Origin of the sequence: Novosphingobium sp. Chol11 (assembly GCF_900218065.1) — a bacterium.
In the GTDB taxonomy this organism is placed as follows: domain Bacteria; phylum Pseudomonadota; class Alphaproteobacteria; order Sphingomonadales; family Sphingomonadaceae; genus Sphingobium; species Sphingobium agri.
On the sequence record NZ_OBMU01000001.1, the window covers coordinates 1,800,669 to 1,823,502 of the forward strand.

Consider the following 22,834-nt stretch of genomic DNA (forward strand, 5'->3'; position numbering starts at 1 on the left):
TCGGTCTCTTTGTGGTTGGCTCGATCGATCGGAACATGCCGGCGGAGAATTATGAGCGCGTTTGGACGGAAAAATGGACCTGCGGGTATCAAGCCGGGTTTCGGCGTCGCCCGGCCCATGCAGGGCGGCGCACCGCGTGATGAAGCGCGCGGCGGCGACCAGTTCCCTCCGCTCGACATGGCTCCCTTGCCAGCCAGCGAAAGCCCGGTCGATCCGCTGTCCGCTCCCACGACCCAGATGCAGCGCAACGCCGACGCCTTGCAACGCCTGTCGGACCGCGCCAACGCCGAACATGTAGCCGATGCGGGGCCGCAAGGCTTCGAGGCCTCCGTCCACAAGATCAAGGAACAGGTCCTCCCCCGCCTGCTGGAACGCGTCGATCCGGAAGCCGCCGCCACCCTCAGCAAGGATGAACTGGCCGAGGAATTCCGCCCCATCATCATGGAGGTGCTGGCCGAGCTCAAGCTCACCCTCAACCGCCGCGAACAATTCGCGCTGGAAAAGGTTCTGGTCGACGAACTGCTCGGCCTCGGCCCGCTAGAGGAACTGCTCGCCGATCCCGACGTCAGCGACATCATGGTCAACGGCCCGGAGCAGACCTACATCGAAAAGAAGGGCAAGCTCCAGATCGCGCCGATCAAGTTCCGCGATGAGGAGCATCTGTTCCAGATCGCGCAGCGCATCGTGAACAAGGTCGGCCGCCGCGTTGATCAGACCACGCCGCTCGCCGATGCCCGCCTGCCCGACGGCAGCCGCGTCAACGTGATCGTGCCGCCGCTCTCGCTGCGCGGCACCGCCATCTCGATCCGTAAATTTTCCGCCAAGCCGATCACCATCGACATGCTCGCCCAGTGGGGCGCGATGAGCCCGAAGATGGCCACCGCGCTCAAGATCGCGGGCGCGTCGCGCATGAATATCGTGATCTCGGGGGGCACCGGCTCGGGCAAGACCACCATGCTCAACGCCCTGTCGAAGATGATCGACCCGGGCGAGCGCGTCCTCACCATCGAGGACGCGGCCGAACTCCGCCTGCAACAGCCGCATTGGCTACCCCTCGAAACCCGCCCGCCGAACCTGGAGGGCCAGGGCGCCATCACCATCGGCGATCTCGTCAAGAACGCCCTGCGTATGCGCCCCGACCGCATCATCCTGGGCGAAATTCGTGGCGCGGAATGCTTCGACCTGCTCGCCGCGATGAACACCGGCCATGACGGCTCCATGTGCACGCTCCACTCCAACTCGCCCCGCGAGTGCCTAGGCCGTATGGAGAATATGATCCTGATGGGCGACATCAAAATCCCCAAGGAAGCCATCTCGAAACAGATCGCCGACTCCGTCGACCTCATCGTGCAGGTGAAGCGCCTGCGCGACGGTTCGCGCCGCGTCACCAACATCACCGAAGTCATCGGCATGGAAGGCGACGTCATCGTCACCCAGGAACTGTTCAAGTTCGAATATCATGACGAGGACGACAGCGGTAAGATCGTCGGCGAATATCGGTCGATGGGCCTGCGCCCTTACACGCTGGACAAGGCCCGGCAGTTCGGTTTCGACCAGCCCTTCCTGGAAGCCTGCCTCTGATCGTGCACGCGCGATAGCGGCAACCCAGCCGCTATCCACCGCATAAATCGTAATTTATCCGCCCGGTGGTTGCGTGACCGTGTCCGCCGGTTAAAGCGAACCGCGTGCAACCGCCCGCCCCTATCAGCCCGCCCGAGGAGCTTCCTCCACCGCCGCCGGTCCGCGAAGAGCATCCGCTCAAGGGCATAGGCCTGCGCTTGCTGGCCATGATGTTCATGGCCGTCATGTTCGCGCTGGGCAAAGTCGTCGGCACGCGCGGCGTCAGCCTGATCGAACTCATCTTCTACCGCCAGGCGCTGGCTCTGCCGCTGATCGTCGCCTGGGTCGCAATGACGGACGGTCTCGTCTCGGTCCGCACGAACCGCCTCGGCGCGCATGTCAGCCGCACCGTGCTCGGCCTCACGGGTATGGTCCTCAACTTCGGCTCCTACCTGCTGCTGCCCCTGACCGAGGCGACGGCGATCGGTTTCACCATGCCGATCTTCGCCACCCTGCTCTCTGCGCTCCTGCTGCGGGAGGCAACGGGCCCGCACCGCTGGGCCGCCATCCTGCTGGGCTTCATCGGGATCATCATCATGGTCCGCCCGGACGGCATGCACTTCCCGCCGCTGGGCCTCGCCGTCGCGCTTTCCGCCGCCGTCATCACCGCCTGCATCGGCCTGTTGCTCCGCGACCTTGGCCGGACGGAAAGGACGGGCGCCATCGTCTTCTGGTTCACGATCCTCTCGATCCCGCCCCTCGGCATCCTGATGCTTTTCGTCGGGAAAGCACATGATCCCATCACTTGGGCCATGCTGATGGGCGTCGGCATCACCGGGGGCGTGGCGCAACTGTGCATGACCGGGGCGCTGCGCCATGCGCCCGTATCGGTCGTGCTGCCGATGGATTACAGCACGATCATCTGGTCGACCATGCTCGGCCTGCTGATCTGGGGCGAATGGCCGATGTATACGACCTGGATCGGCGCAGCGCTCATCATCCTGAGCGGCCTCTACATCGCGTGGCGGGAACATATACGCTCCCGCCGACCCGCCTCAGCCTAGCAGTTCCGCGTCCAGGCTAATCTCAGCCTTCAGCAGCTTCGACACGGGACAATTTTCCTTCGCCTTCGCCGCCAGTTCCTGAAACTGGGCGTCATCGGCGCCCGGGATCGTGGCCTTCAGCGTCAGCTTGCTGGCCGTGATCGCAAAGCCACCCTCCTGCTGCTCCAGCGTGACGACGGCATTGGTTTCCATCTTCTCCGCCGTCAGCCCGGCTTCGCCAAGGATCATCGACAGCGCCATGGTGAAGCAGGACGCATGCGCCGCCGCGATCAACTCTTCCGGGTTGGAACCCGGCACGCCCTCGAACCGCATTGCAAAGCCATAGGGGTGCGCATCCAAAGCGCCGCTCTGCGTCGACATCGCGCCCTTGCCGTCCTTCAGGCCGCCGCTCCATACCGCCGATCCGCTGCGATTGATCTTCATCTCATCCTCCTGTTTCGAAGAGTGGGAACCCCGCTGATCCTCCCCGGTTTCATGGGTCTAGCGCATTATGATGCAGGAGGGTGACGATGACTGATCCCGCAACCCAAAATTCCAGTGACCTGATCGCCTCCGACCGTGTGGAAGGAACCGCCGTCTACAACCGGCAAGGAGAAAGGCTCGGCCATATCTCCAACTTCATGGTGGAAAAGCGCAGCGGGCAGGTCCGCTATGCCCTGCTTTCCTTCGGCGGCTTCCTCGGCCTTGGCAACGATCATTACCCGATCCCCTGGTCGATGCTGAACTATGACACCGATAAGGGCGGCTATGTCGTGGATCTCAGCAAGGATATGCTGGAAAGCGCACCCCGTCACACGCCCGACACTCCGCCGGATTATGACGACACATATGGCCGCACCGTCTTCTCCTATTATGGCCTCATATATCCTTGGTAATGGGCTCCCGGCTCAAGCCCAAGCCGTTCGCCCGACCTGAACGCCAGATGAATCCGGTCGCCCAAATTTGGACACAATTGGTCGCTCAAGCATTGTCTACTTAAAGAATAGAATTATGTTCAACCTGTAATTGGACGAGGATCAGACAATGGACCGATTCGGACATCTGGGCGACACGCGCAATCCAGTCGTGCTGACCATTCCCGGTCTGAACAACAGCGGCCCCGGCCACTGGCAGACGCTTTGGGAAGAGGTCAGAGGAGATTGCCAGCGCGTCGACCTGGGCAGTTGGGCCAGTCCCAATCGCAATGCATGGGTCACGCGCCTGGACGCCGCGATCCGGGAAGCTGAGGGGCCGATCATCCTGGCCGCACACAGCCTTGGCTGCCTTGCGGTCGCTTGGTGGGGTGCCCTGCAGAGCCAGGCCTATGGCTGGCCAGTGACCGGCGCTTTGCTGGTCGCCCCTCCCGATTGCGACAGAATGGAAACGCCGGAGACGATCGGCGGCTTTGGCCCCACTCCCCGCGCTCAATTGCCCTTCCCTTCGCTGGTCGTCGCCAGCCGCAATGATCCTTATATATTCTTCGAACGGGCACACAGCATCGCAAAGAACTGGGGCAGCACCTTCGTCGATGCGGGCTTCAGCGGCCACATCAACGCTGACTCCGACCTTGGCAGTTGGGAATTTGGCCAATCCCTGTTGGAACAGCTGATCGACAATGCGCATGAACAGGCCTCTGTGATGCGCCAGATGCGGCCCGCCATCCCCATGGCTCATAAGGAAAGGAAGCTGGCAGCAATGCGGATGATCGGCTGAAAAAAGGACGGGCGCTACAAGTCAAACTTGGGCGCCCTATATATTTGCTTTTTTGTCTATTGAATTAGTTGAGATAAAAGCGGGGCCAAGAGGTGCTTATGAGTGACAGCCGAACAGTTGAATTTGCCCGCAATGGCCGCGCAGACGGCCAAAGGGCAGACATAGCCGTCAGCATCGACAAGGTTCGTGGCGTGCTGGAAGCATTACGCTTCGGATCGATCACCTTGACCGTGCATGACGCGCGCGTCGTCCAGATCGATGTGACGGAAAAAACTCGCCTTACCGCTTGACTAAGATCGGGGGGCAATAGGGTCGCAAGGCCAAGCCGCCGGACAGGCGGTTAATAACAGGCGGCAGGGGGTGGGCCGCTGACTGTCCAATACCATTCCCAGACCATCGGCGTTGACCGGCCCACCGGAAATGCCGCGATCAACATTCACCGGACCTCCGGAAGGGGAATTACTATGATTGCGCGTTCTCTGTTGCTCGCCGGCGTGGCGAGCGCATCCATCTTTGCGTCCAGCGTCCATGCTGAGGAAGCGCCTGCACCAGCCGCCGATCCGGCTGCACAGGTCGATCAGGCAGCCAATCCGCGCGGCGACGTGATCATCGTCACCGCCCGCCGCCGTGCTGAAACGGCGCAGGAAGTGCCGCTGGCGATCTCCGTCATTCGCGGCGACAGCATCGAAGCGACCGGCAACTTCAACGTCGTGAAGCTTCAGCAGCTTGCGCCGACATTGCAGGTCTACACCACCAATCCCCGCAACACCTCGGTCAATATCCGTGGCCTTGGCGTGCCGTTCGGCCTCACCAGCGACGGGTTCGAACAGGGCGTCGGCATCTATGTCGATGACGTCTACAATTCGCGCGTCGCTGCCGCCACCTTCGACTTCCTGGACGTGAACCAGGTCGAGGTGCTTCGCGGCCCCCAGGGCACGCTCTACGGCAAGAACACGACGGCGGGAGCGATCAACATCACGACCAACCAGCCGACCTTCGACTTCGAAGGCCGCGCGGAACTGAGCGTCGGCAACCTGAACTATCGCCAGGCAAAGGCCGCGATCTCCGGCCCGCTGTCCGACACCGTCGCCGCGCGCCTTGCCGTGGCGGCGACCAGCCGCCGGGGCACGCTTTACAACGTCACGTCGCAGCGCTGGATCAATGAACAGGACAATCTCGGCATTCGCGGCCAGTTGCTGTTCCGGCCCAATGACGATCTCGATATCACGCTGTCGGGTGACTACAGCAGGCAGGACCCGGAATGCTGCGGCACCACCTTCGTCCGCGTCGGCCGCACGCAGCGGCCGCTCAACCGTCAATATGACGCGCTTGCAGCGGCGCAGGGCTATGTCGTGCCAAGCCGCAATCCCTATGACCGGTTGACTGATCTCGACAGCAACCTGAACGCGGGCAACAAGATCGGCGGCGTGTCGGCGCGCATCAAGTGGGACATCGGCCCAGGCACGCTGACATCCGTCACCGCTTGGCGTTTCTGGGACTGGAAACCAGAAAATGATCGCGATTTCACTGGCCTGTCGATCGTCTCCCGCTCGCAAAATCCTTCGCAGCAGGACCAGTATAGCCAGGAATTCCGCTATAATTACGAAAGCCAGAAGATCGACTTCGTGGTCGGCCTGTTCGGCTTCAAGCAGCGGATCGACACCCAGGGCACCGAACAGCAGGGCGTCAACGCTGCCCAATGGAGCCTTGCGCCCTCGACCAATCCGCTGAACCCCGCCAACATCCCCGCGACACTCGCAGGCCTGACCGCCAGCAATACCCAGTATCTGAAGGCTGAGAGCGCCGCCCTGTTCGGTCAGCTCAGCTGGAAAGTCACCGATGCGCTGACGCTGCAGCCTGGCCTTCGCCTCAACTATGACAAGAAGTCCGGCTTCTATCAGCGTGTCGTGACCAACGCACAGGGCCAGGCGATCAGCTGCACGCCCACTCCTGCGCCCGGCACGATCGCGGGCACGTCGCAGCAATGCGGCGTCTACCAGCCGCAGGTCAGCGCGCCGTCCGACAGCGCGTGGAACTTCACCTATGACTTCAACGTCAACTATAAGGTTGCGCGCGACATTCTGGCCTATGCGACCTACGCCAAGAGCTTCAAGACGCTCGGCATCAACCAGAATGGTCTGCCGCTCAACATCGACAATACGGTCAATTACGATGCCGCGACCGTGAAGCCGGAAGCGGTCCATCATTTCGAAGTCGGCCTGAAGACTCAGCTTTGGGACCGCCGCGCGACCTTCAATATTTCGGCCTTCCGTACCACCATCAAGGACTTCCAGGCGACGGTGAACGGCGGCCAGTTCGGCACTGTACGCGGCTATCTTGCCAACGCTGAAAAGGTCCGGTCGCAGGGCATCGAAGCGGACTTCAAGGTGGTCGCAAGCGACCGCTTCACCGCTTATGCGAACGCGGCCTATACCGACGCCAAGTACAAGAAGTTCACCAACGCGCCCTGCCCGCCTGAACTGTCCGGAGGCCCCTCGCAGCCTTCCGGCGTCCCGGCCGACTATTCGCAGCCGGGTGTTCCGGGCGCTCCCAGCCCCCGCCAGTGCGACATCTCCGGCCAGGACCTGCCCGGCGTGTCCAAATGGGCTTTCTCCTACGGCGCGGAATATAACATCCCGGTCACGCTGCTGGCGAAGGAAGGCCAGGCCTATCTGGGCGTCGACGGCAACTACCGTTCGCACTGGAACTCGAACGCGTCGCCTTCACGCTACACGGACGTGAAGGGCTATGCCCTCACCAACTTCCGCGCCGGTTTCCGTGGCGAAGGGTTCGACATCTTCGGCTGGGTCCGCAACGCCTTCGACGTGAACTACATCGAAAATCTCCAGGTTGCGCCCGGCAACACCGGCCTGATCGCGGGCCAGGTCGGCGACCCGCGCACCTGGGGCGGAACACTCAAATTCTCGTTCTGATACCGTAACGAGTTTCACCCCCTGCGGGAGCGGCACAGGCCTGCCGCTCCCGTTCTTTTTTATTTCGCTATTTCCTTATTGAATTCCAATCCGGCCAAACCGGACCGCCGCCCGATTTGCGCCCCCGGCCCCGCTGGAGTAGAGCGGCCTCATGTCCACCACCTTCACGCTCGACACATCCACCAGCCGCGCCAATCCCACGCCCGCGCCGATGAAGCGCCTGACCGTTCCCGCGATCCAGCGCCGGAAAGTGGAGGGCAAGACGGACGAGCCGCTGGTCATGCTGACCGCCTACACCGCCCGGCAGGCGCAACTGCTCGATCCCCATTGCGACATGCTGCTGGTTGGCGACTCACTGGGCCAGGTGATTTATGGCCTGCCCTCCACCCTTCCCGTCACCCTCGACATGATGATCGCCCATGGCGCCGCTGTGGTGCGGGGCAGCTATCACAGCCTCGTCCTCGTCGACATGCCCTTCGGCAGCTACGAAGCCTCCCATGCCCAGGCCTTCGCCAGCGCCAGCCGCGTCATGGCCGAAACCGGCTGTGCCGCCGTCAAGCTGGAAGGCGGCCGGGCCATGGCCGACACCATCGCCTTCCTCACCCAGCGCGGCATCCCCGTCATGGCGCATGTCGGCCTCACGCCTCAGGCCGTCAACGCGCTCGGCGGCTATGGCGCGCGCGGCAAGAGCCAGGAAGAACATGCCAAGATCATGGACGACGCCCGCGCCGTCGCGAGCGCCGGAGCATTCGCTGTGGTTCTCGAAGGCGTCTTGGAGGACCTGGCTGTCGCCATCACCGACAGCCTAGACATACCCGTCATCGGCATCGGCGCATCGGCGCATTGCGATGGTCAGGTGCTGGTTGCCGAGGATATGCTCGGCATGTTCGAACGCGTGCCCCGCTTCGTGAAACGATACGAAAACATAGCCGAAACCATCAGCAATGCAGCCGAACGCTATGCCGCCGAAGTGCGCGATCGCAGCTTCCCCACGGCAGATCAGGTGTACCGGCCCAAAAAGTGATTTGCGCTAAGCGCCGCCGCCGCTATTGATCGCGCCTTCCGCCAGCTTTTTCTGACGCATATCTGGAGACCCAAGTGGCCCTGACGCCGCAAAACAGCGAAGCCTTCATGCGCGAGGTCGATGAGGCCGTTCGCCAGGACCAGCTGCTGACCTTCTGGCAGCGTTTCGGCCGCTGGATTCTCGCGGCTGTCGTGATCGGCCTCCTGGCCTTTGCGGGCTGGCTCTACTGGCAGCACCACAGCACTACCCAGTCCCAGGCCGTGTCGGAGGAAATGGACAAGGTGCTCGCGGCGGCCGCAGGTGGTGGAACGCCTGACGCCAAGCAGCTCGACGCGCTGACCAATGCCAGCCAGCCCGGCTTCCGCGCATCGGCCCTGCTGGTGAAAGCTGGCGTTGCCGCGCGCAAGGGCGACGACAAGGGCGCGATCGCAGCCTACAAGGCGATGGCAGCGGACAGCTCGCTTGATCAGCCCTATCGTGACCTGGCGCTCATCCGCCAGACCGTATTGGAATTCGAAGCGCTTCAGCCGCAACAAATTGTCGATCGGCTCAAGCCGCTGGCCGTGGAGGGCGCTCCCTGGTTCGGCAGCGCCGGTGAACTGGTCGCGATCGCCTATATGAAGATGGGCAAACGTGAACTCGCCGGACCCTTGTTCGCCGCGATGGCAAAGGATGCCACTGTGCCGCAGTCGATCCGTTCACGTGCGCGACAGATGGCAGGTTTATTGGGCATAGACGCGGTCGAAACGCCAGCCGCACCGGGACAGGGATGAAGATAAGCGCATGGGGATGCACAGCATGACGAAATTCGCAGTCACCCGCCGGGCCGTGACCGCTGCCGCGATGGTCGCGCTGTTGGCGGGCTGTGGCATCGTGGGGGGCAAGAAGGGCGGCCCCAAGACTCCCGTGGTCGGCAACCGCGTATCGATCCTGACCAATGAGCAAGGGGTGGAAGTCGATCCGACCCTGGCCGATGTGCCCGTCACGCTCCCGGACGCCTATGCCAATGATCAATGGTCCCAGCCGGGCGGCGGCCCTTCCAAGGCGATGGGCCATCTTGCTCTGAGCGCCTCCCCGGCTACCGCCTGGACCAGCTCGATAGAAGGAAGCACGCCGCGCGCGCGCCTCGCCTCCTCGCCCGTCATCGCCAACGGCAAGCTCTACGTCATCGACGCGGGTGCGCGTGTCATAGCGTTCGATGCCACAAGTGGCGCCAAACTCTGGCAGACCGCCCTTCCCGCCGAAGGCAGCGGCCGGGCCTTGTTCGGTGGCGGCGTCAGCATCGTCGATGACAAGATTTACGCAAGCACGGGCGTCGGCGACGTGGCCGCACTTAGTGCGGCGAACGGCTCCATCTTGTGGAAGAAGCGCCCCGGTGGCCCGCTGCGGGGGGCGCCCACGCTCGCCAATGGCCATGTCTATGTCATGGGCCAGGACAACCAGATCTTCGCACTGAACCAGAGCGATGGTGAAGTGCAGTGGACCGACAGCGGCACATTGCAGGTCACGGGCGTGTTCGGTGTGGCGGCGCCCGCCGCCGCGCAGGGGACGGTGATCGCAGGCTATAGCTCGGGCGAACTCACTGCCTATCGCTATGAAAATGGCCGCACCCTCTGGGGCGACGCCCTGTCGCGCACCAGCATTTCGACCGCGGTTGCGTCGCTCACCGACATCGACGCCAATCCTGTTGTCGACCGCGGCCGCGTCTTCGCCATCGGACAGGGCGGCCGCATGGCCTCCTACGAACTGGTGAGCGGCCAGCGCCTGTGGGAAATCAACATTGCCGGCATCTCGACCCCCTGGGTGGCAGGCGAATGGGTGTTCGTCGTGACCAGCGACGCCAAGCTGCTCTGCGTCGCCCGCGCGACCGGCAAAATCCGCTGGATCAGCCAGCTTCGCCGGTGGGAAAAGGAAAAGAAGAAGGCGAACGCCATCCGCTGGACCGGGCCGGTACTTGCTGGAGGACGCCTGATCCTTGTATCCACGCATGGCGATCTCAACTATGTCGATCCGGCGACCGGAGCGATCCAGTCTGAGGTGGACATGGACAGGTCCATGTCGCTTTCCCCCGTTGTCGCCAACAACATGCTCTATATTCTTGCTGACGACGGCAAGCTGACGGCGCTGCGCTAAGGCGGCGCCATAGAAAGGAAACGGGCCCTCATCATGCTGCCCACAGTTGCCATTGTCGGGCGGCCCAATGTGGGCAAGTCCACCCTTTTCAACCGGCTCGTCGGCAAGAAGCTGGCGCTGGTCGATGACCAGCCCGGCGTCACGCGCGACCGGCGTGAAGGGCAGGCAAATCTGCTCGGTGTCGATTTCACCATCATCGACACGGCAGGCTATGAGGATGAAGATCCCCAGACCTTGCCCGGCCGCATGCGCATGCAAACGCAGGCTGCCGTTGAAAGCGCCGACGTCGCGCTGTTCCTCATGGACGCCCGCGCAGGCGTGACCCCGCTCGATGAGGAAATCGCCCGCTGGCTGCGCGAAGGTGACGCGCCTGTCGTGCTGGTCGCCAACAAGGCGGAAGGCAGAACGGGAGCCGACGGCGTCATGGAAGCCTTCAGCCTGGGCCTTGGCGAGCCTGTCCCGCTGTCGGCCGAACATGGCCAGGGCATGGCCGACCTCTTCCAGGCGCTCCTCCCCTATATCGACCGCGAGGAAGAGGAAGAAGACGAGGAGGCCGAACCGAGCGAGGCAGACCTTGAGGCCGCCCCGCTCAAGCTCGCCATCGTGGGCCGCCCCAACGCGGGAAAATCGACCCTCATCAACCGCTTGCTGGGTGAAAATCGTCTGCTGACCGGCCCTGAAGCAGGCATCACCCGAGACAGCATCGCGGTCGACTGGGCCTGGACCGATCCTCGCGATGAGGATGCCGACCCGCGCCCTGTCCGCCTGATTGACACCGCAGGTATGCGCAAGCGCGCCAAGGTGCAGGACAAGCTTGAAAAGCTCGCTGTTTCGGACGGTCTGAACGCTGTGAACTTCGCCGAAGTCGTCGTGCTTCTGCTCGATTCCACGCGTGGTCTTGAGGCGCAGGACCTGCGCATCGCCGACAAGGTGCTGGAAGAAGGCCGCGCCCTCGTCGTCGCGCTCAATAAGTGGGACACGGTGGAAAATGGCTCGGCCCTCTATCAGGGCATCAAGCAGGCGCTTTCTGACGGACTCGCGCAAATTCGCGGCGTTCCTATCATGACAGTCTCCGGCGCGACCGGAAAAGGCCTGGATGATCTCATCCGCGTCGCCTTCGAAACGCGCACCGCCTGGTCGCAACGTGTGTCCACCGGCATTCTCAACCGCTGGTTCGAACGCGCGCTGGAAGCCAATCCTCCTCCGGCCCCTGGCGGCAAGCGGATCAAGCTGCGCTACATCACGCAGAACAAGACTCGCCCTCCTACGTTCGTGCTGTTCGGCACGCGTCTGGACGAACTGCCGGAAAGCTACCGGCGCTATCTCGTCAACGGCATCCGGAAGGAGCTGGGCTTCGGCGCCGTTCCGGTGCGCCTGACGTTGCGTAGCGCGCGCAATCCTTATGCCAACAAATGATCCGGTGCATGTGAATGCCAGGGGAATGAAATGCCCCTGGCCTGCCCTGCGTGCCGCCCGGGCCATGCGGTCAGCCGATTTGGTGACGGTAGAAGCGGACGATCCCAACGCCGCCCGCGAACTGGAGGCGTTGACCCGGCAGCATGGCTGGGGCTTTGCCGAAACCGCTCCGGACCGGTTCCAATTGTCGCGCAATTCCTGAAGCTTGCCCGGTTCTGACGCTACGGCTTAACCTGCTGTTTACGCACCCCTTCTATCGTGAAGGTGAAACAGGGAGTGACACCGTGTCATATCAAGAGGCAGAACTGGTCAACCAGCCCGATCTGGCCAAGTCCAGAGCGGAACTGGGCAGCGCATTTGTCCGTATCCTGAGCTATTTTCGCGAAGATGGCGAAAAAGCCATCAGCGCCATCGAGCAGGCCATACGCGAACGCAACGCCATCGCTCTTGTCACTCCGGCTCACACGCTGAAGGGCGAATCAGCTCAGTTCGGCGCCCATCGGCTGAGCGGTATGGCCGAACGGATCGAAATGGTCGCGCGGCGCTGCGTCGAGAGCCACGAAGGACCTGACGAATTGATCGAAGTCGTCGTCGCTCTGCGGCCTTGCTTTACCGAAACCATGTCCATCCTCGATCGTGACTCCAATCCGCTGGTAGCCCGTCGCCCCGCCACTTTCGGCCGTCGCGCCGATAGCCCACCGGCAGGTTTTGGCCGCATGGCCTGATCGGCTGCATCACGTATTGAAATAAAACGGATCAGCGCCCCATATGCAGGCGATGATCCGTTTTTCCGTTCTGGACCTTGTCCCCGTCATTGAAGGAAGCAGCGTTGGCGAGGCTCTCTCCAACGCAGCCGCCTTCGCCGCACACGCCGAAAACCTTGGCTTTCATCGCTATTGGGTGGCCGAACATCATGGCATGCCTGGCATCGCCTCTGCTGCAACCTCGGTTGTGCTGGCCCATATCGGACAGGCGACATCCACGATCCGCATAGGCTCCGGCGGCATCATGCTGCCCAACCATGCGCCTTTGCTGATAGCCGAGCAGTTCGGCACGCTTGCGGCCCTTTTCCCCGGCCGCGTCGATCTTGGACTGGGCCGCGCGCCGGGGTCCGACCAGCGGGTGGCTCAAGCCATGCGGCGCACACTTACCGGCGGGCCGGATGAGTTCCCCCGCGATGTGATGGAATTGCAGGCCTATTTTGGGGGCGACGCACGGCTTGGTTTTCAAGCGACGCCGGGCGCTGGCGAAAATGTGCCGATCTGGATCCTGGGCTCCAGCCTGTATGGCGCTCAACTCGCTGCCGCGCTGGGCCTGCCATACGCGTTCGCTTCTCATTTCGCTCCGGGAGCACTTGATGAAGCGATCGCTGTTTACCGGCGGCACTTCAGGCCCTCGGCCCAACTTGACCGTCCCTATGTGATGGCAGGCTATAATGTCTTCGCAGCCGACAGCATGGAAGAGGCGCGGCTGCTCGCCACGTCCATGCAGCAGGCGTTCGTGCGTTTGCGCACCGGCCAACCTGGCAAGCTGCAACCGCCTGTGCCCGGCTATTTTGAAAGCCTGCCGCCCGGTGCGCAGGCCATGTTGTCGGACGTCCTCAGAGCGACGACGATCGGGACGCAGGAGAAGGTGGAGCAGGATCTCGCCGCCTTCATCGATCGTACCGGCGTGGACGAGTTGATCCTTGGCGGCCAAATCCATGATTTTGAAGCACGCAAACGCAGCCTGGAGATCGCGATGGCCGCCGCCCAGGCAATCAACTGAGTGCTGGCGCCCCTTGCAACCGCCCGCCGCTCAACAGCTTGGCAAGACCCGGCCAGGCCCGGCTGAGCAGCGAGCCCAGCAACAGCACGGCCACCAGCACCAAGAGCGGCTGGATCAACAGGTAAGCCGGATAGAAGGGCGATCCAAGCTTTCCGAACAATGCGCCCAGCACGGGGCCGCCTAGCCAGATCAGGATGAGATGTGAGCAGAAGATGAGGAAGGCGAACGGCTCAACCCTCAACAATATGCCACGTAGAGGGCTCGCAGCCAGCGCCCAGGACAGCCGCCAGAAGCAGGTAGCGGCCGCGACACGCACCGCCAGGTCGAGCATCGCAACGCCGATGGCGGCTCCCTGCATGGGTTTCAGGGAGAAATGAAGCTGCACCGTCATGAGGAGAAGAAAGGGCGTCGCCGCCGCGATCCAACCTAGTGCAGCAACCCGTTCGGCAAGGCCCGCACGACGCGCGATCATACCGATGACGAAGAAGAACAGGATTGCCGGGCGCATCAGGATCGGCGGCCCCCAGCCCGCAATCTGAGCAACCGCAGCCAACATGGCCACGCCCATCAGCAAGCGGCTAGGAAGGCGGATCAGCAGCGGCGCGAAGACCATGCACAGGAATAGGTCCCGCAGGAAAGGCATCTGCACATTGATGTCGGGATTGCGGCTGACGATGAACAGTTCCTGGAACAGCCAGTCGAACGAAACCGGCACGGGAGCCGACAGCCCGAGAGACCAAGCCGCGCCGGACACCAGCAGGATGCCCAGGCCATTCCACAAGATCATCGGTAGCAGGATCGTTCGCGACTTTTGCAGGACATGGCGAAACCAGTTCTGCGTTCGGGATGATCCGCTCACCAACCAGCCCGAAATGACGCCCAGCAACGGCACGGCGCTGCGGCCAAATATCTCCATCAGCAGCCACCGGAGATTTTCCTGTGGCGTACCCCGGGCAATCTCCAGATCATGCCCGTTCAGGCCCGTCCAGGCATGAACGTAGACCACACCCAAGATGCAAATCACGCGCGCTATGGCAATCGCATCGGATCGGCGCGCCGCATCGGCCGTCATCAACTGGGTCAAAGGCAAATCCTGAACTTACGGCAATTGCGAACCCGATACGCATGGCCAACGATTCGGACCAGAGCGGAAGGCATCCGCTCACGGCAGAAGGTGGCGATAGCGGGGCCGAAGGGTAGCAAAGACCGCTGTTCAAGCCTTTCGGATAAGCCATTTCTTTACCTCTCCATGGCTAAAACGGCGCACCAAATTCCGGCCGCTTGCGCCGGGCACAGATTTCAGGGGGGCGTATGAGCCACATGCCAGGTGCTGCCGAATTCACGCATGGCCATACGCAGCCTACGTCTGCTGCTGCTATCGGAGCGGTGTTCCAGATCGCCGGTTCCAGTTCCAAGGTGCTGATCGATGCAGCTTCCATGGCAGCGCTGGCGCATGACCAAGATCCTTGCACGGCGATGGCGGGGCAGGTCGGCAGTCAGGTCAAGATGCGCGTAGGCAATGCATGGTTGATCGCCAGCGTACGCTCGATGACGCTCGACCGGCAGGACAATGGTCTCATCATCGCCGATATCGACTTCCTTGGAGAAGGGGATGAGGACGATGTCACCGGGCAGATCCACCATTTCCGCCGTGGCGTAACCCGCTATCCGGCGCCAGGCACGGAAATATTCGCCGTGTCGAGCGCCGACATGCAGCAGATCTACGCCGCTGATGACCGGCCACATGTGCAGATCGGCACGGTCTATCCCACCACCGACACGCGCGCCGCGCTGTATGTAGACTCCATGCTGGGCAAGCATTTCGCGCTGCTGGGATCGACCGGCACCGGCAAATCGACGAGCGCCGCCCTCATCCTCCACAGGATTTGCGACCTGTCGCCCGAAGGCCATATCGTGATGGTCGATCCGCACGGCGAATATGGCGCAGCCTTTGCCCAGAATGGCGCGGTATTCGACGTTGGCAATCTTGCGCTGCCCTATTGGCTGATGAACTTCGAGGAGCATTGCGAGGTGTTCGTCACCTCGCAGGGGTCTGACCGCACGGTCGATTGCGACATCCTGGCCAAATGCCTGCTCGCCGCGCGGCAGAAGAACCGGTTGGCGGAAAGCCTTGGCCGCCTGACGGTAGACTCGCCCATTCCCTATCTTCTGTCCGATCTCACCAACATTCTGCAGAACGAGATGGGGAAGCTCGACAAGGGCACGGGCGCCCTCCCCTATATGCGGCTCAAAACCAAGGTCGACGAGATCAAGGCCGACCCGCGATACAGCTTCATGTTCTCCGGAATGCTCGTCGCGGACACGATGCAGGAATTTCTGGCGAAGATCTTTCGTCTGCCATCCGGCGGGAAACCCATCTCGATCATCGACGTATCCGCCATGCCTTCCGACATCACATCCGTGGTCGTGTCGGTGCTGTCGCGGCTGGTGTTCGACTATGCGATCTGGGCGCGTGACGAGGCCCAGAGGCCTATCCTTCTCGTGTGTGAAGAGGCGCACCGCTACATTCCCAGCACCACGACGGGTAACGGCCAGGCGGTCCGCCGCATCCTGGAACGCATCGCAAAGGAAGGCCGCAAATACGGCGTGTCGCTAGGCCTTATCACGCAGCGTCCCTCCGACCTTGCCGAAGGCGTGCTGTCGCAATGCGGCACGATCATCTCCATGCGCCTCAACAATGATCGAGATCAGGCATTTGTGAGGGCCGCAATGCCCGAAGGCGCGCGCGGCTTCCTTGATTCCATCCCGGCCTTGCGCAATCGGGAAGCAATCATATGCGGCGAAGGCGTCGCCGTGCCGATCCGCGTTGCGCTCGACAATCTGGAAGAAGAACGGCGCCCTGCGTCGGGCGACCCGAGCTTCACAAACCTGTGGCGCCAGTCTGGCGGGGAAGCCGACATCCTCGACCGCACCATCACCCGCTGGCGCAGCCAGGGCCGCTGATCGTCAACCGGCAGGTGCGAACCGGCCTGCAGGCTCACTCTCGGCATTGACGCTTTCCCGGCATTCTTCCTCATGCACCGGGACGAGCAGCTTCGCCTTGCGCCAGCCGCCAAGCAGATAAGTGATCCCGGCGATCAGGAAAGACGATCCCGAACTCACCGGGAAGCTCAACCATAATGCATCAGCGCCCAGATAGGGGTAGGCGAAGTAATAGAAGCCAAGCCTCACGCCAAAAAGCGTGATGACGAGGATGATCAGCGGCCTCACGACCACGCCATTGGCCCGCATGACGCCGAACAGGATCATGGTCGAACCGAATAGCAGGAAGCTCCACGTCGCCAGCAACTGCATGTTCCAGGCGGCATCGATGGCTGCCCTGTTGTCACCAAGGAAAAGCGACAGCAAAGGCGCATGGAACAGGAGGATGATGCCGATCATCGCGCCGGTGATCAGCAGCAGATAGCCAAGGCCATAAGCTGTGATCCGGCCAATCCTGTCCCAGCGGTTCGCACCGATGTTCTGAGCCGCCATTGCGCTGACCGCTGCGCCCATCGCCATCGCTGGCATCTGCAAATAGGTCCATATCTGCTGCGCAGCGCCATAGGCGGCCGTCACGATAAAACCTTCGCGATTGACGAGGCCGATGATCATCAGGCCGACCGCCGACATGACGATCATCTGCAAACCCATGGGCAGTCCCTTGCCCAGCAGGATGCGCAACTGGTCCGGAGCGGGCACCAGATAACCAAGCTCCCGTCCCCGCAGCCGGAGCGGCAAATCCTTGACATAGACATAGACGACCAGGCCCAGCAGGCTGACGATCCCCGCCACCGCGGTCGCCGCAGCCGATCCGCCGATCCCCATCGCCGGAATTGGTCCCAATCCCAGAATGAACAGCGGATTGAGCACCAGATCGATGATCACGCTCACGAACATGAAGATGAGAGGCGTGCGCGCGTCGCCAGCCCCCCTTAACCCCATCATCATCATGACGCTGATCAGCGTTGCCGGCATGGCGATGAAAATCACGCGCAGATAGACCAGCGCCATGTCGAACGCTTCTACCGGCGTTCCCAACAGGCGCAGCATCGCGGGCGAGAAAGCCCACCCAGCCGCAGCCACGACAATGCCCAATATGGTGCAGAAACCAGTAGCCGAGCCGAACGACCGGCGTGCGGCATCCATGTCACCGCGCCCCGCCGCTTGCGCAATCACCACCGTGGACGCCATGCCGAAGCCAAACACGATGGAAAACATCAGGAACATCGTGATGTTTGCATTGGCAGTGGCGGCAAGAGCCTGCGCCCCCAGAAATCGGCCAACCCAGATGGCGTTGATCGATCCATTCAGCGACTGGAGCACATTGGACGCCAGGGTAGGTATGGCGAACAACAGCAAAGACGACGCGATAGGTCCGTTTACCAGGTCTCTCGCTTCGCGCTTTCCTGCCGCCATTCTCCGCCCCTCCCATGATGTCGCCACATCAGTAACAGATCAGGCGAGGCGATCCAGCGCAGCTGCCAGCCTTTCCGCCTCTGCGGCTTTTTCCGCATGATCCTCCCGCGCTTTCGCCACGGCTTCGGGCTTCGCCTTTTCCACGAAGCTCGGATTGGCAAGACGCCCCGAGAGCGAATCCCGTTCCTTTTCTGCTGCGGCCAATGCCTTGGCGAGGCGTGACTTTTCCGCTGCGATGTCGATCACGCCTTCCAGCGGCAGGATGAACGTCGCTTCGTCCACGACGATCTGCGCCGCGCCGCCGGTGACGGCATCGTCGAAGGAAAGGCTTTCGACGCGCCCCAGCCGGGCCAGCGCAGCGCCCTGCCTGTCGATGCGGCGGCGCGTCTCATCCGATGCACCGTGAACAACCACAGCCAGCTTGGCGCCCGGTGGTACGTTCAATTCGGTGCGCGCGGTGCGCATCGCGCTGATCAGGCGGATGAGCCAGTCGATCTCCGCCTGCGCCTCGCTATCGACGGCATAGAGCGCCTGCGGCCAACGGGCGACGATCAGTTCGGTCTCGCGCGTGCCTGTTAGGTTCCACAGCTCTTCCGTGATGAAAGGCATGAAGGGATGCAGCATGACCAGGATCTGGTCGAATGCCCAGCCTGCGACCGCCTTCGTCTCCGCATCCATCGATCCCTTGGTGAGTTCGATATACCAGTCGCAAAACTGGTCCCACACGAAGTGATAGATGGCGTTCGCCGCCGCATCGAAGCGCAGCTCATTCATCGCGGTATCGATCGCTTGGACCGTCGCCACGGTTTCGGCGATGATCCAGCGATTGACAGGCGCTTGCGGCTGGGGCGCTTCATGCGACGCCGATGCCGTGACGCCATTGGACTGAAGGAAGCGCGCTGCGTTCCACAGCTTCGTCGCAAAGTTACGATAGCCCTCGACCCGCTTCTCGTCCATCTTCACGTCGCGGCCCTGGCTTTCCATGGCTGCCATGAAGAAGCGAAGCGCGTCCGCGCCGAACTTGTCGATCAAGCCGAGCGGATCGACGACATTGCCCTTGGACTTGGACATTTTCTGCCCGTCCGCCGCGCGCACCAGTCCGTGAAGGTAGAGCTTGCGCCACGGCACATCGCCCATGAACTCCATTCCCTGCATTGCCATGCGCGCATCCCAGAAGAACAGGATGTCAAACCCGGAAATGAGCAGGTCGTTTGGATAATGACGGGCCAGCGTCTCGCTCTGCTCAGGCCAGCCCAGGGTGCCGAACGGCCAAAGCGCCGAGGAGAACCATGTATCCAGCACATCGGGATCGCGGGTCAGCGCCTTGTTGCCGGCGAGGGCCTGCGCCTCCTCCTCGCTCTCGGCGACATAGGGATTGCCATCCTCATCATACCAAGCCGGGATTTGATGCCCCCACCAAAGCTGGCGCGAGACGCACCAGGGCTGGATATTCTCCATCCAGTTGAAGAAGGTTTTTTCCCAGGTCTTCGGCACGATCTCGATCCGCCCGTCGCGCACGGCCTGCATCGGCGCTTGCGCCAGCTTTTCGGCATCGACATACCATTGGTCGGTCAGCCAAGGTTCGATCACTACGCCCGACCGGTCGCCGAACGGCGTCTGGATGGTGCGTGGCTCGGCATCGGAAAGGACTTCCTCGCCTTCCTTGTTCTTGGAAACATGCGGGACCAGCAGGCCCAGCGCCTTCATTTCAGCGACGACTAAGTCGCGCGCGCCATCCACCCCATCGCGGCGGAAGCGATGCAGGCCAAGGAACCGCTCAGGGATCAGGCCATCCGCCGTCTGCACGACATTGGCGTCGGCATCGAACATGTTGAGCATCTCGGCCGCACGGAAGCCCGCCCGCTTGCCGACTTCGAAGTCATTGAAATCATGCCCCGGCGTGATCTTGACCGCGCCTGATCCCAGTTCAGGATCGGCGTGCTCGTCACCCACGATCTTGAAGCGGCGTCCGGTGATCGGTTGGAGGATATCCTTGCCGATCACGTCCTTGTAGCGCGGGTCCTCGGGATGCACCGCGACCGCCATATCCGCCAGCATCGTCTCAGGTCGCGTTGTCGCGACGACAATATGATCCGCGCCATCGGCGAGCTTCACGCCGTCGGCCAGCGGATAGCGGAAATGCCAGAAGCCGCCCTTCACTTCCTGCGCCTCGACCTCAAGGTCGGAGATTGCCGAACGAAAGCGCGGGTCCCAGTTTACCAGCCGCTTGTCGCGGTACAGCAGCCCGCGCTTGTGCAGTTCCACGAACACCTTGACGACAGCCTTCGAAAAGCCCTCATCCATGGTGAAGCGCTCATTGGCCCAGTCCATCGAGCAGCCCAGGCGTCGAAGCTGGCGGGTGATCGCCCCGCCGCTCTCGGCCTTCCACTCCCAGACCTTGTCGATGAACTGCTCGCGCGTGTAATTGGTACGCTTGTCCTGCCGCGCCTCCATCTGCCGCTCGACGACCATCTGGGTTGCGATGCCCGCATGATCGGTGCCCACGACCCACAGTGCATCCTTGCCCCGCAACCGCTCGTAGCGGATGACGATGTCCTGCAACGTATTGTCGAGCGCATGGCCGATGTGCAGACTGCCCGTCACGTTCGGCGGCGGGTTGACGATGGTAAAGGGCTCGGCGGTAGGCCGCTCGGGGCGGAACAGCCCCTTATTTTCCCAATGGGCGTACCAACGGGATTCGATTTCAGCGGGGTCGAAGGTCTTGGGCAGTTCGGTCATGGGATGGCGCCTTAATGCCCCTTCCCCGACCATTCCAGCGCTTTTACCAGATCGCCCCAGCCAGCGCCGGAGCGAACGCGGCGATGAGAAGACAGCGGTACTTCCGGTTTAGCGGCCCGTGATCCGCGCGATTTCCTTCGCCACCATTTCCTCAACCAGCGCCGGAAGGCGGGCGTCCAGCCATTCCTTCAGCATCGGCTTCAGCATCGACCGCACCAGGCCATCCAGCGTATTGTCTTCTCCGTCCTTCGGCGTCATCAACATGGACGACAGGGTCGAGAGGGAATGGCGCGCCGCCACCTCGCTTTCAACGGACAGGATGGAATTGTCATCCCCAGCCAGTTCGACTCGCGGGGCGTCAGCAGTCTTGTGGGCAGGCATCGGCTCCTCCGCTCCAAGCTCGTCAGTCAATTCCAGCACTTCTTCGACAGCCGGGTCGGCGGTTTGGGCGGCCTGCTTGGATGACGTGTCGGACTTGCCACGGCGCGACACCGCCTGCGCGGCCTCCTCGCCTTCCTCCGCAATGATGCGCTTGATGGACGAGAGGATGTCCTCCATCGAGGGTTCCTTGCTCATGTCACCCATCAAAAGCCCCTGTTAACCTAAGGTTGCTGCGCCAACCCAGCAGGCACATTGGCATTTTGTGCAGGCGTGTCAACGGTTCTAGTCGCTTGGGAACGGGGCGCGGGGTCGAAATCCCAATCGAACCACTTGCCCTTGACGCGCTCATAATTAACCATGGGGTTGTAGAGCGCGCCGGTTTCCAGGTTCAGGTCATCCGCTTCCGCATGCCCCATTGCTGCCAGCAAACTGAAGCCCGCGACATAGGCGTTTCGGCGCGCCGACACGAGCTGGACCCGGGCATTGAGCGCTTCCTGTTCGGCATTCAATATGTCCAGGATGGTCCGGCTGCCCACCGAATTTTCTGCCCGCACACCTTCCAGCGACAGGTTGGCTGCTTCCACCGCCTTCTGGTTGGACTCGATGCTCTGCACTGAAGCCTGCCAGCTTGCATAAGCGGACCGGGTCTGCGCGATGACGTTCCGCTCCACCTCGATCTCTTGCTCGATCGACTGAGATTGCAGCGCCTGGCTTTGTCGCACCTGCGCTCCGGGCCGACCGCCCTGATAGAGAGGAAGACGCAAGGTCGCGCCCGCTACTGCCTGTTTGTTGACCTGCGAGACATCAGGCTGCCCTTGGACACTGCTCAACGATCCCAGATAATGCGTGTAGCTGCCCTGCGCAAAGCCTGAGAGGGTCGGAAGCACAGCCGCCTTCGCCACCCGCACGTCATAGCCGGCCGCTTCCCGTGCCTTACGCGCGGCGGCGAGATCAGGATTGTCGGCCAGCGCTACCTGCACCGCTGTCTCGGGCGCATTGGGAAGACCGGGGAGCGGCGGCGGCGGCTCCAGATTGTCCGGAACAGCACCCACCAGCGCTATGTAATTTTCGCGGCTGTTGATCAGGTTAGCTTGCGCCGTCTGCAAATCGGCCCTCGCCAACGCCAGCCGCGATTCCGATTGGGCGACGTCCGTCCGCGTAAGGTCGCCCACCTCGAACCGATCGCTCGTCGCCTGCAGATTGACGCCGAGCGCGCTTACATTGGCAAGGTTGAGCGAAACGATGGCGCTGTCGCGGATGACATTCATATAAGCACTGACGACCTGCGAAAAGATCGATGCTTCCGTTCCGCGCAGATTGGCTTGTCCAGCCTGCACGCGAACCTTGGCCGCCTTCACCCCGTTCCGAACCGCCCCACCCTGATAGATTGGCACGTTGATGGTCGCTGTGCCCGCGAGCGATCGGTCCGGCGCAAGAAAAGCCTGGGCAGGCTTGACCAGCAGTTCCTGGAATTCGGCGGTCGTGGCGAGATCAGGCCGTCCATCCGCTTTTCGGATCGGCACATTCTCATCGGTCGCGCGCTGCTGGGCCCGCGCCCCGGTGAGCGTCGGATTATATTGGTATGCCTTCGCCAACGCGCCCTGCAGCGTCTCGGCCTGTGCACTGCCAGCATTCAGGAGCAGCAGACCCGTGGCAGCGGAGCACCGAAGAATCACCTGCTTTGCGGTCATGACGCCCCCAGGTCG

20 protein-coding genes are annotated in these 22,834 nt (G+C 62.3%); 14 read left to right on the forward strand and 6 right to left on the reverse strand.

Annotation, left to right across the window (positions count from 1 at the left end):
* Positions 1 to 51: 51 nt before the first annotated feature.
* Complete coding sequence (locus tag NCHOL11_RS09035) at positions 52 to 1,581, forward strand: CpaF family protein (protein WP_097092012.1); 1,530 nt, start codon at positions 52 to 54, stop codon at positions 1,579 to 1,581.
* A gap of 206 nt (positions 1,582 to 1,787) precedes the next feature.
* Complete coding sequence (locus NCHOL11_RS09040) at positions 1,788 to 2,624, forward strand: DMT family transporter (protein ID WP_097092852.1); 837 nt, start codon at positions 1,788 to 1,790, stop codon at positions 2,622 to 2,624.
* On the opposite strand, the gene NCHOL11_RS09045 is transcribed toward NCHOL11_RS09040, so the two are convergent.
* The gene (locus tag NCHOL11_RS09045) at positions 2,616 to 3,047 is read right to left on the reverse strand and encodes an OsmC family protein (protein ID WP_097092013.1); all 432 of its coding nucleotides are present in this window, start codon (positions 3,045 to 3,047) and stop codon (positions 2,616 to 2,618) included. The genes NCHOL11_RS09040 and NCHOL11_RS09045 overlap by 9 nt on opposite strands.
* An 86-nt stretch (positions 3,048 to 3,133) precedes the next feature.
* Here NCHOL11_RS09045 and NCHOL11_RS09050 point away from each other — a divergent pair, with 86 nt between their 5' ends.
* The 11 genes from NCHOL11_RS09050 to NCHOL11_RS09100 all read left to right on the forward strand — a co-directional run bounded on the left by NCHOL11_RS09050 (position 3,134) and on the right by NCHOL11_RS09100 (position 13,589).
* Positions 3,134 to 3,499 (forward strand): PRC-barrel domain-containing protein, encoded by a 366-nt coding sequence (locus NCHOL11_RS09050; protein WP_097092014.1) that lies wholly within the window; start codon positions 3,134 to 3,136, stop codon positions 3,497 to 3,499.
* Positions 3,500 to 3,647: 148 nt separating this feature from the next.
* Positions 3,648 to 4,316 carry an RBBP9/YdeN family alpha/beta hydrolase gene (locus tag NCHOL11_RS09055; RefSeq protein WP_097092015.1) on the forward strand — a complete coding sequence of 223 codons (669 nt, stop codon included), beginning with the start codon at positions 3,648 to 3,650 and terminating at the stop codon, positions 4,314 to 4,316.
* A 98-nt stretch (positions 4,317 to 4,414) separates the two neighbouring features.
* Entirely contained in the window at positions 4,415 to 4,606 is a 192-nt protein-coding gene (locus tag NCHOL11_RS09060; RefSeq protein ID WP_097092016.1) for a YezD family protein, read from the forward strand.
* Between the two features lie 174 nt (positions 4,607 to 4,780).
* Complete coding sequence (locus NCHOL11_RS09065) at positions 4,781 to 7,249, forward strand: TonB-dependent receptor (RefSeq protein WP_097092017.1); 2,469 nt, start codon at positions 4,781 to 4,783, stop codon at positions 7,247 to 7,249.
* 151 nt (positions 7,250 to 7,400) lie between these two features.
* A complete protein-coding gene (gene panB, locus NCHOL11_RS09070) occupies positions 7,401 to 8,273 on the forward strand; it encodes a 3-methyl-2-oxobutanoate hydroxymethyltransferase (protein ID WP_097092018.1) in 873 nt (290 codons plus the stop codon).
* Between the two features lie 74 nt (positions 8,274 to 8,347).
* Positions 8,348 to 9,046: a tetratricopeptide repeat protein gene (locus NCHOL11_RS09075; protein WP_097092019.1), complete on the forward strand. Its 699-nt coding sequence runs from the start codon at positions 8,348 to 8,350 to the stop codon at positions 9,044 to 9,046.
* A gap of 10 nt (positions 9,047 to 9,056) precedes the next feature.
* On the forward strand, positions 9,057 to 10,406 hold the full coding sequence (locus NCHOL11_RS09080) for a PQQ-like beta-propeller repeat protein (RefSeq protein WP_097092020.1): 1,350 nt from the start codon (positions 9,057 to 9,059) through the stop codon (positions 10,404 to 10,406).
* A 33-nt stretch (positions 10,407 to 10,439) separates the two neighbouring features.
* The gene (der, locus tag NCHOL11_RS09085) at positions 10,440 to 11,822 is read left to right on the forward strand and encodes a ribosome biogenesis GTPase Der (RefSeq protein ID WP_097092021.1); all 1,383 of its coding nucleotides are present in this window, start codon (positions 10,440 to 10,442) and stop codon (positions 11,820 to 11,822) included.
* Entirely contained in the window at positions 11,809 to 12,024 is a 216-nt protein-coding gene (locus NCHOL11_RS09090; RefSeq protein ID WP_097092022.1) for a sulfurtransferase TusA family protein, read from the forward strand. Before der ends, NCHOL11_RS09090 begins: the two co-directional genes overlap by 14 nt.
* Before the next feature lie 82 nt (positions 12,025 to 12,106).
* Positions 12,107 to 12,547, forward strand: coding sequence for an Hpt domain-containing protein (locus NCHOL11_RS09095; protein WP_097092023.1), 441 nt, complete (start codon positions 12,107 to 12,109; stop codon positions 12,545 to 12,547).
* A 52-nt stretch (positions 12,548 to 12,599) separates the two neighbouring features.
* Positions 12,600 to 13,589 carry an LLM class flavin-dependent oxidoreductase gene (locus NCHOL11_RS09100; protein WP_097092853.1) on the forward strand — a complete coding sequence of 330 codons (990 nt, stop codon included), beginning with the start codon at positions 12,600 to 12,602 and terminating at the stop codon, positions 13,587 to 13,589.
* Here the strand turns inward: NCHOL11_RS09100 and NCHOL11_RS09105 are convergent.
* Positions 13,582 to 14,673 (reverse strand): acyltransferase family protein, encoded by a 1,092-nt coding sequence (locus tag NCHOL11_RS09105; protein ID WP_255254751.1) that lies wholly within the window; start codon positions 14,671 to 14,673, stop codon positions 13,582 to 13,584. The two genes, NCHOL11_RS09100 and NCHOL11_RS09105, sit on opposite strands and share 8 nt — an antisense overlap.
* Positions 14,674 to 14,900: 227 nt before the next feature.
* Between NCHOL11_RS09105 and NCHOL11_RS09110 the strand changes: the two genes are divergently transcribed.
* Positions 14,901 to 16,553, forward strand: a complete 1,653-nt coding sequence (locus NCHOL11_RS09110; RefSeq protein ID WP_097092025.1) for an ATP-binding protein — start codon at positions 14,901 to 14,903, stop codon at positions 16,551 to 16,553.
* 3 nt (positions 16,554 to 16,556) lie between these two features.
* Here the strand turns inward: NCHOL11_RS09110 and NCHOL11_RS09115 are convergent, their stop codons facing one another.
* The 4 genes from NCHOL11_RS09115 to NCHOL11_RS09130 all read right to left on the reverse strand — a co-directional run bounded on the left by NCHOL11_RS09115 (position 16,557) and on the right by NCHOL11_RS09130 (position 22,819).
* On the reverse strand, positions 16,557 to 18,008 hold the full coding sequence (locus NCHOL11_RS09115; protein WP_097092026.1) for an MATE family efflux transporter: 1,452 nt from the start codon (positions 18,006 to 18,008) through the stop codon (positions 16,557 to 16,559).
* A 39-nt stretch (positions 18,009 to 18,047) separates the two neighbouring features.
* Positions 18,048 to 20,747, reverse strand: coding sequence for a valine--tRNA ligase (locus NCHOL11_RS09120; RefSeq protein ID WP_097092027.1), 2,700 nt, complete (start codon positions 20,745 to 20,747; stop codon positions 18,048 to 18,050).
* Between the two features lie 108 nt (positions 20,748 to 20,855).
* Complete coding sequence (locus NCHOL11_RS09125) at positions 20,856 to 21,332, reverse strand: DUF2497 domain-containing protein (RefSeq protein ID WP_097092028.1); 477 nt, start codon at positions 21,330 to 21,332, stop codon at positions 20,856 to 20,858.
* Between the two features lie 17 nt (positions 21,333 to 21,349).
* Positions 21,350 to 22,819: a TolC family outer membrane protein gene (locus NCHOL11_RS09130; RefSeq protein ID WP_097092029.1), complete on the reverse strand. Its 1,470-nt coding sequence runs from the start codon at positions 22,817 to 22,819 to the stop codon at positions 21,350 to 21,352.
* Between the last annotated feature and the right edge of the window lie 15 nt (positions 22,820 to 22,834).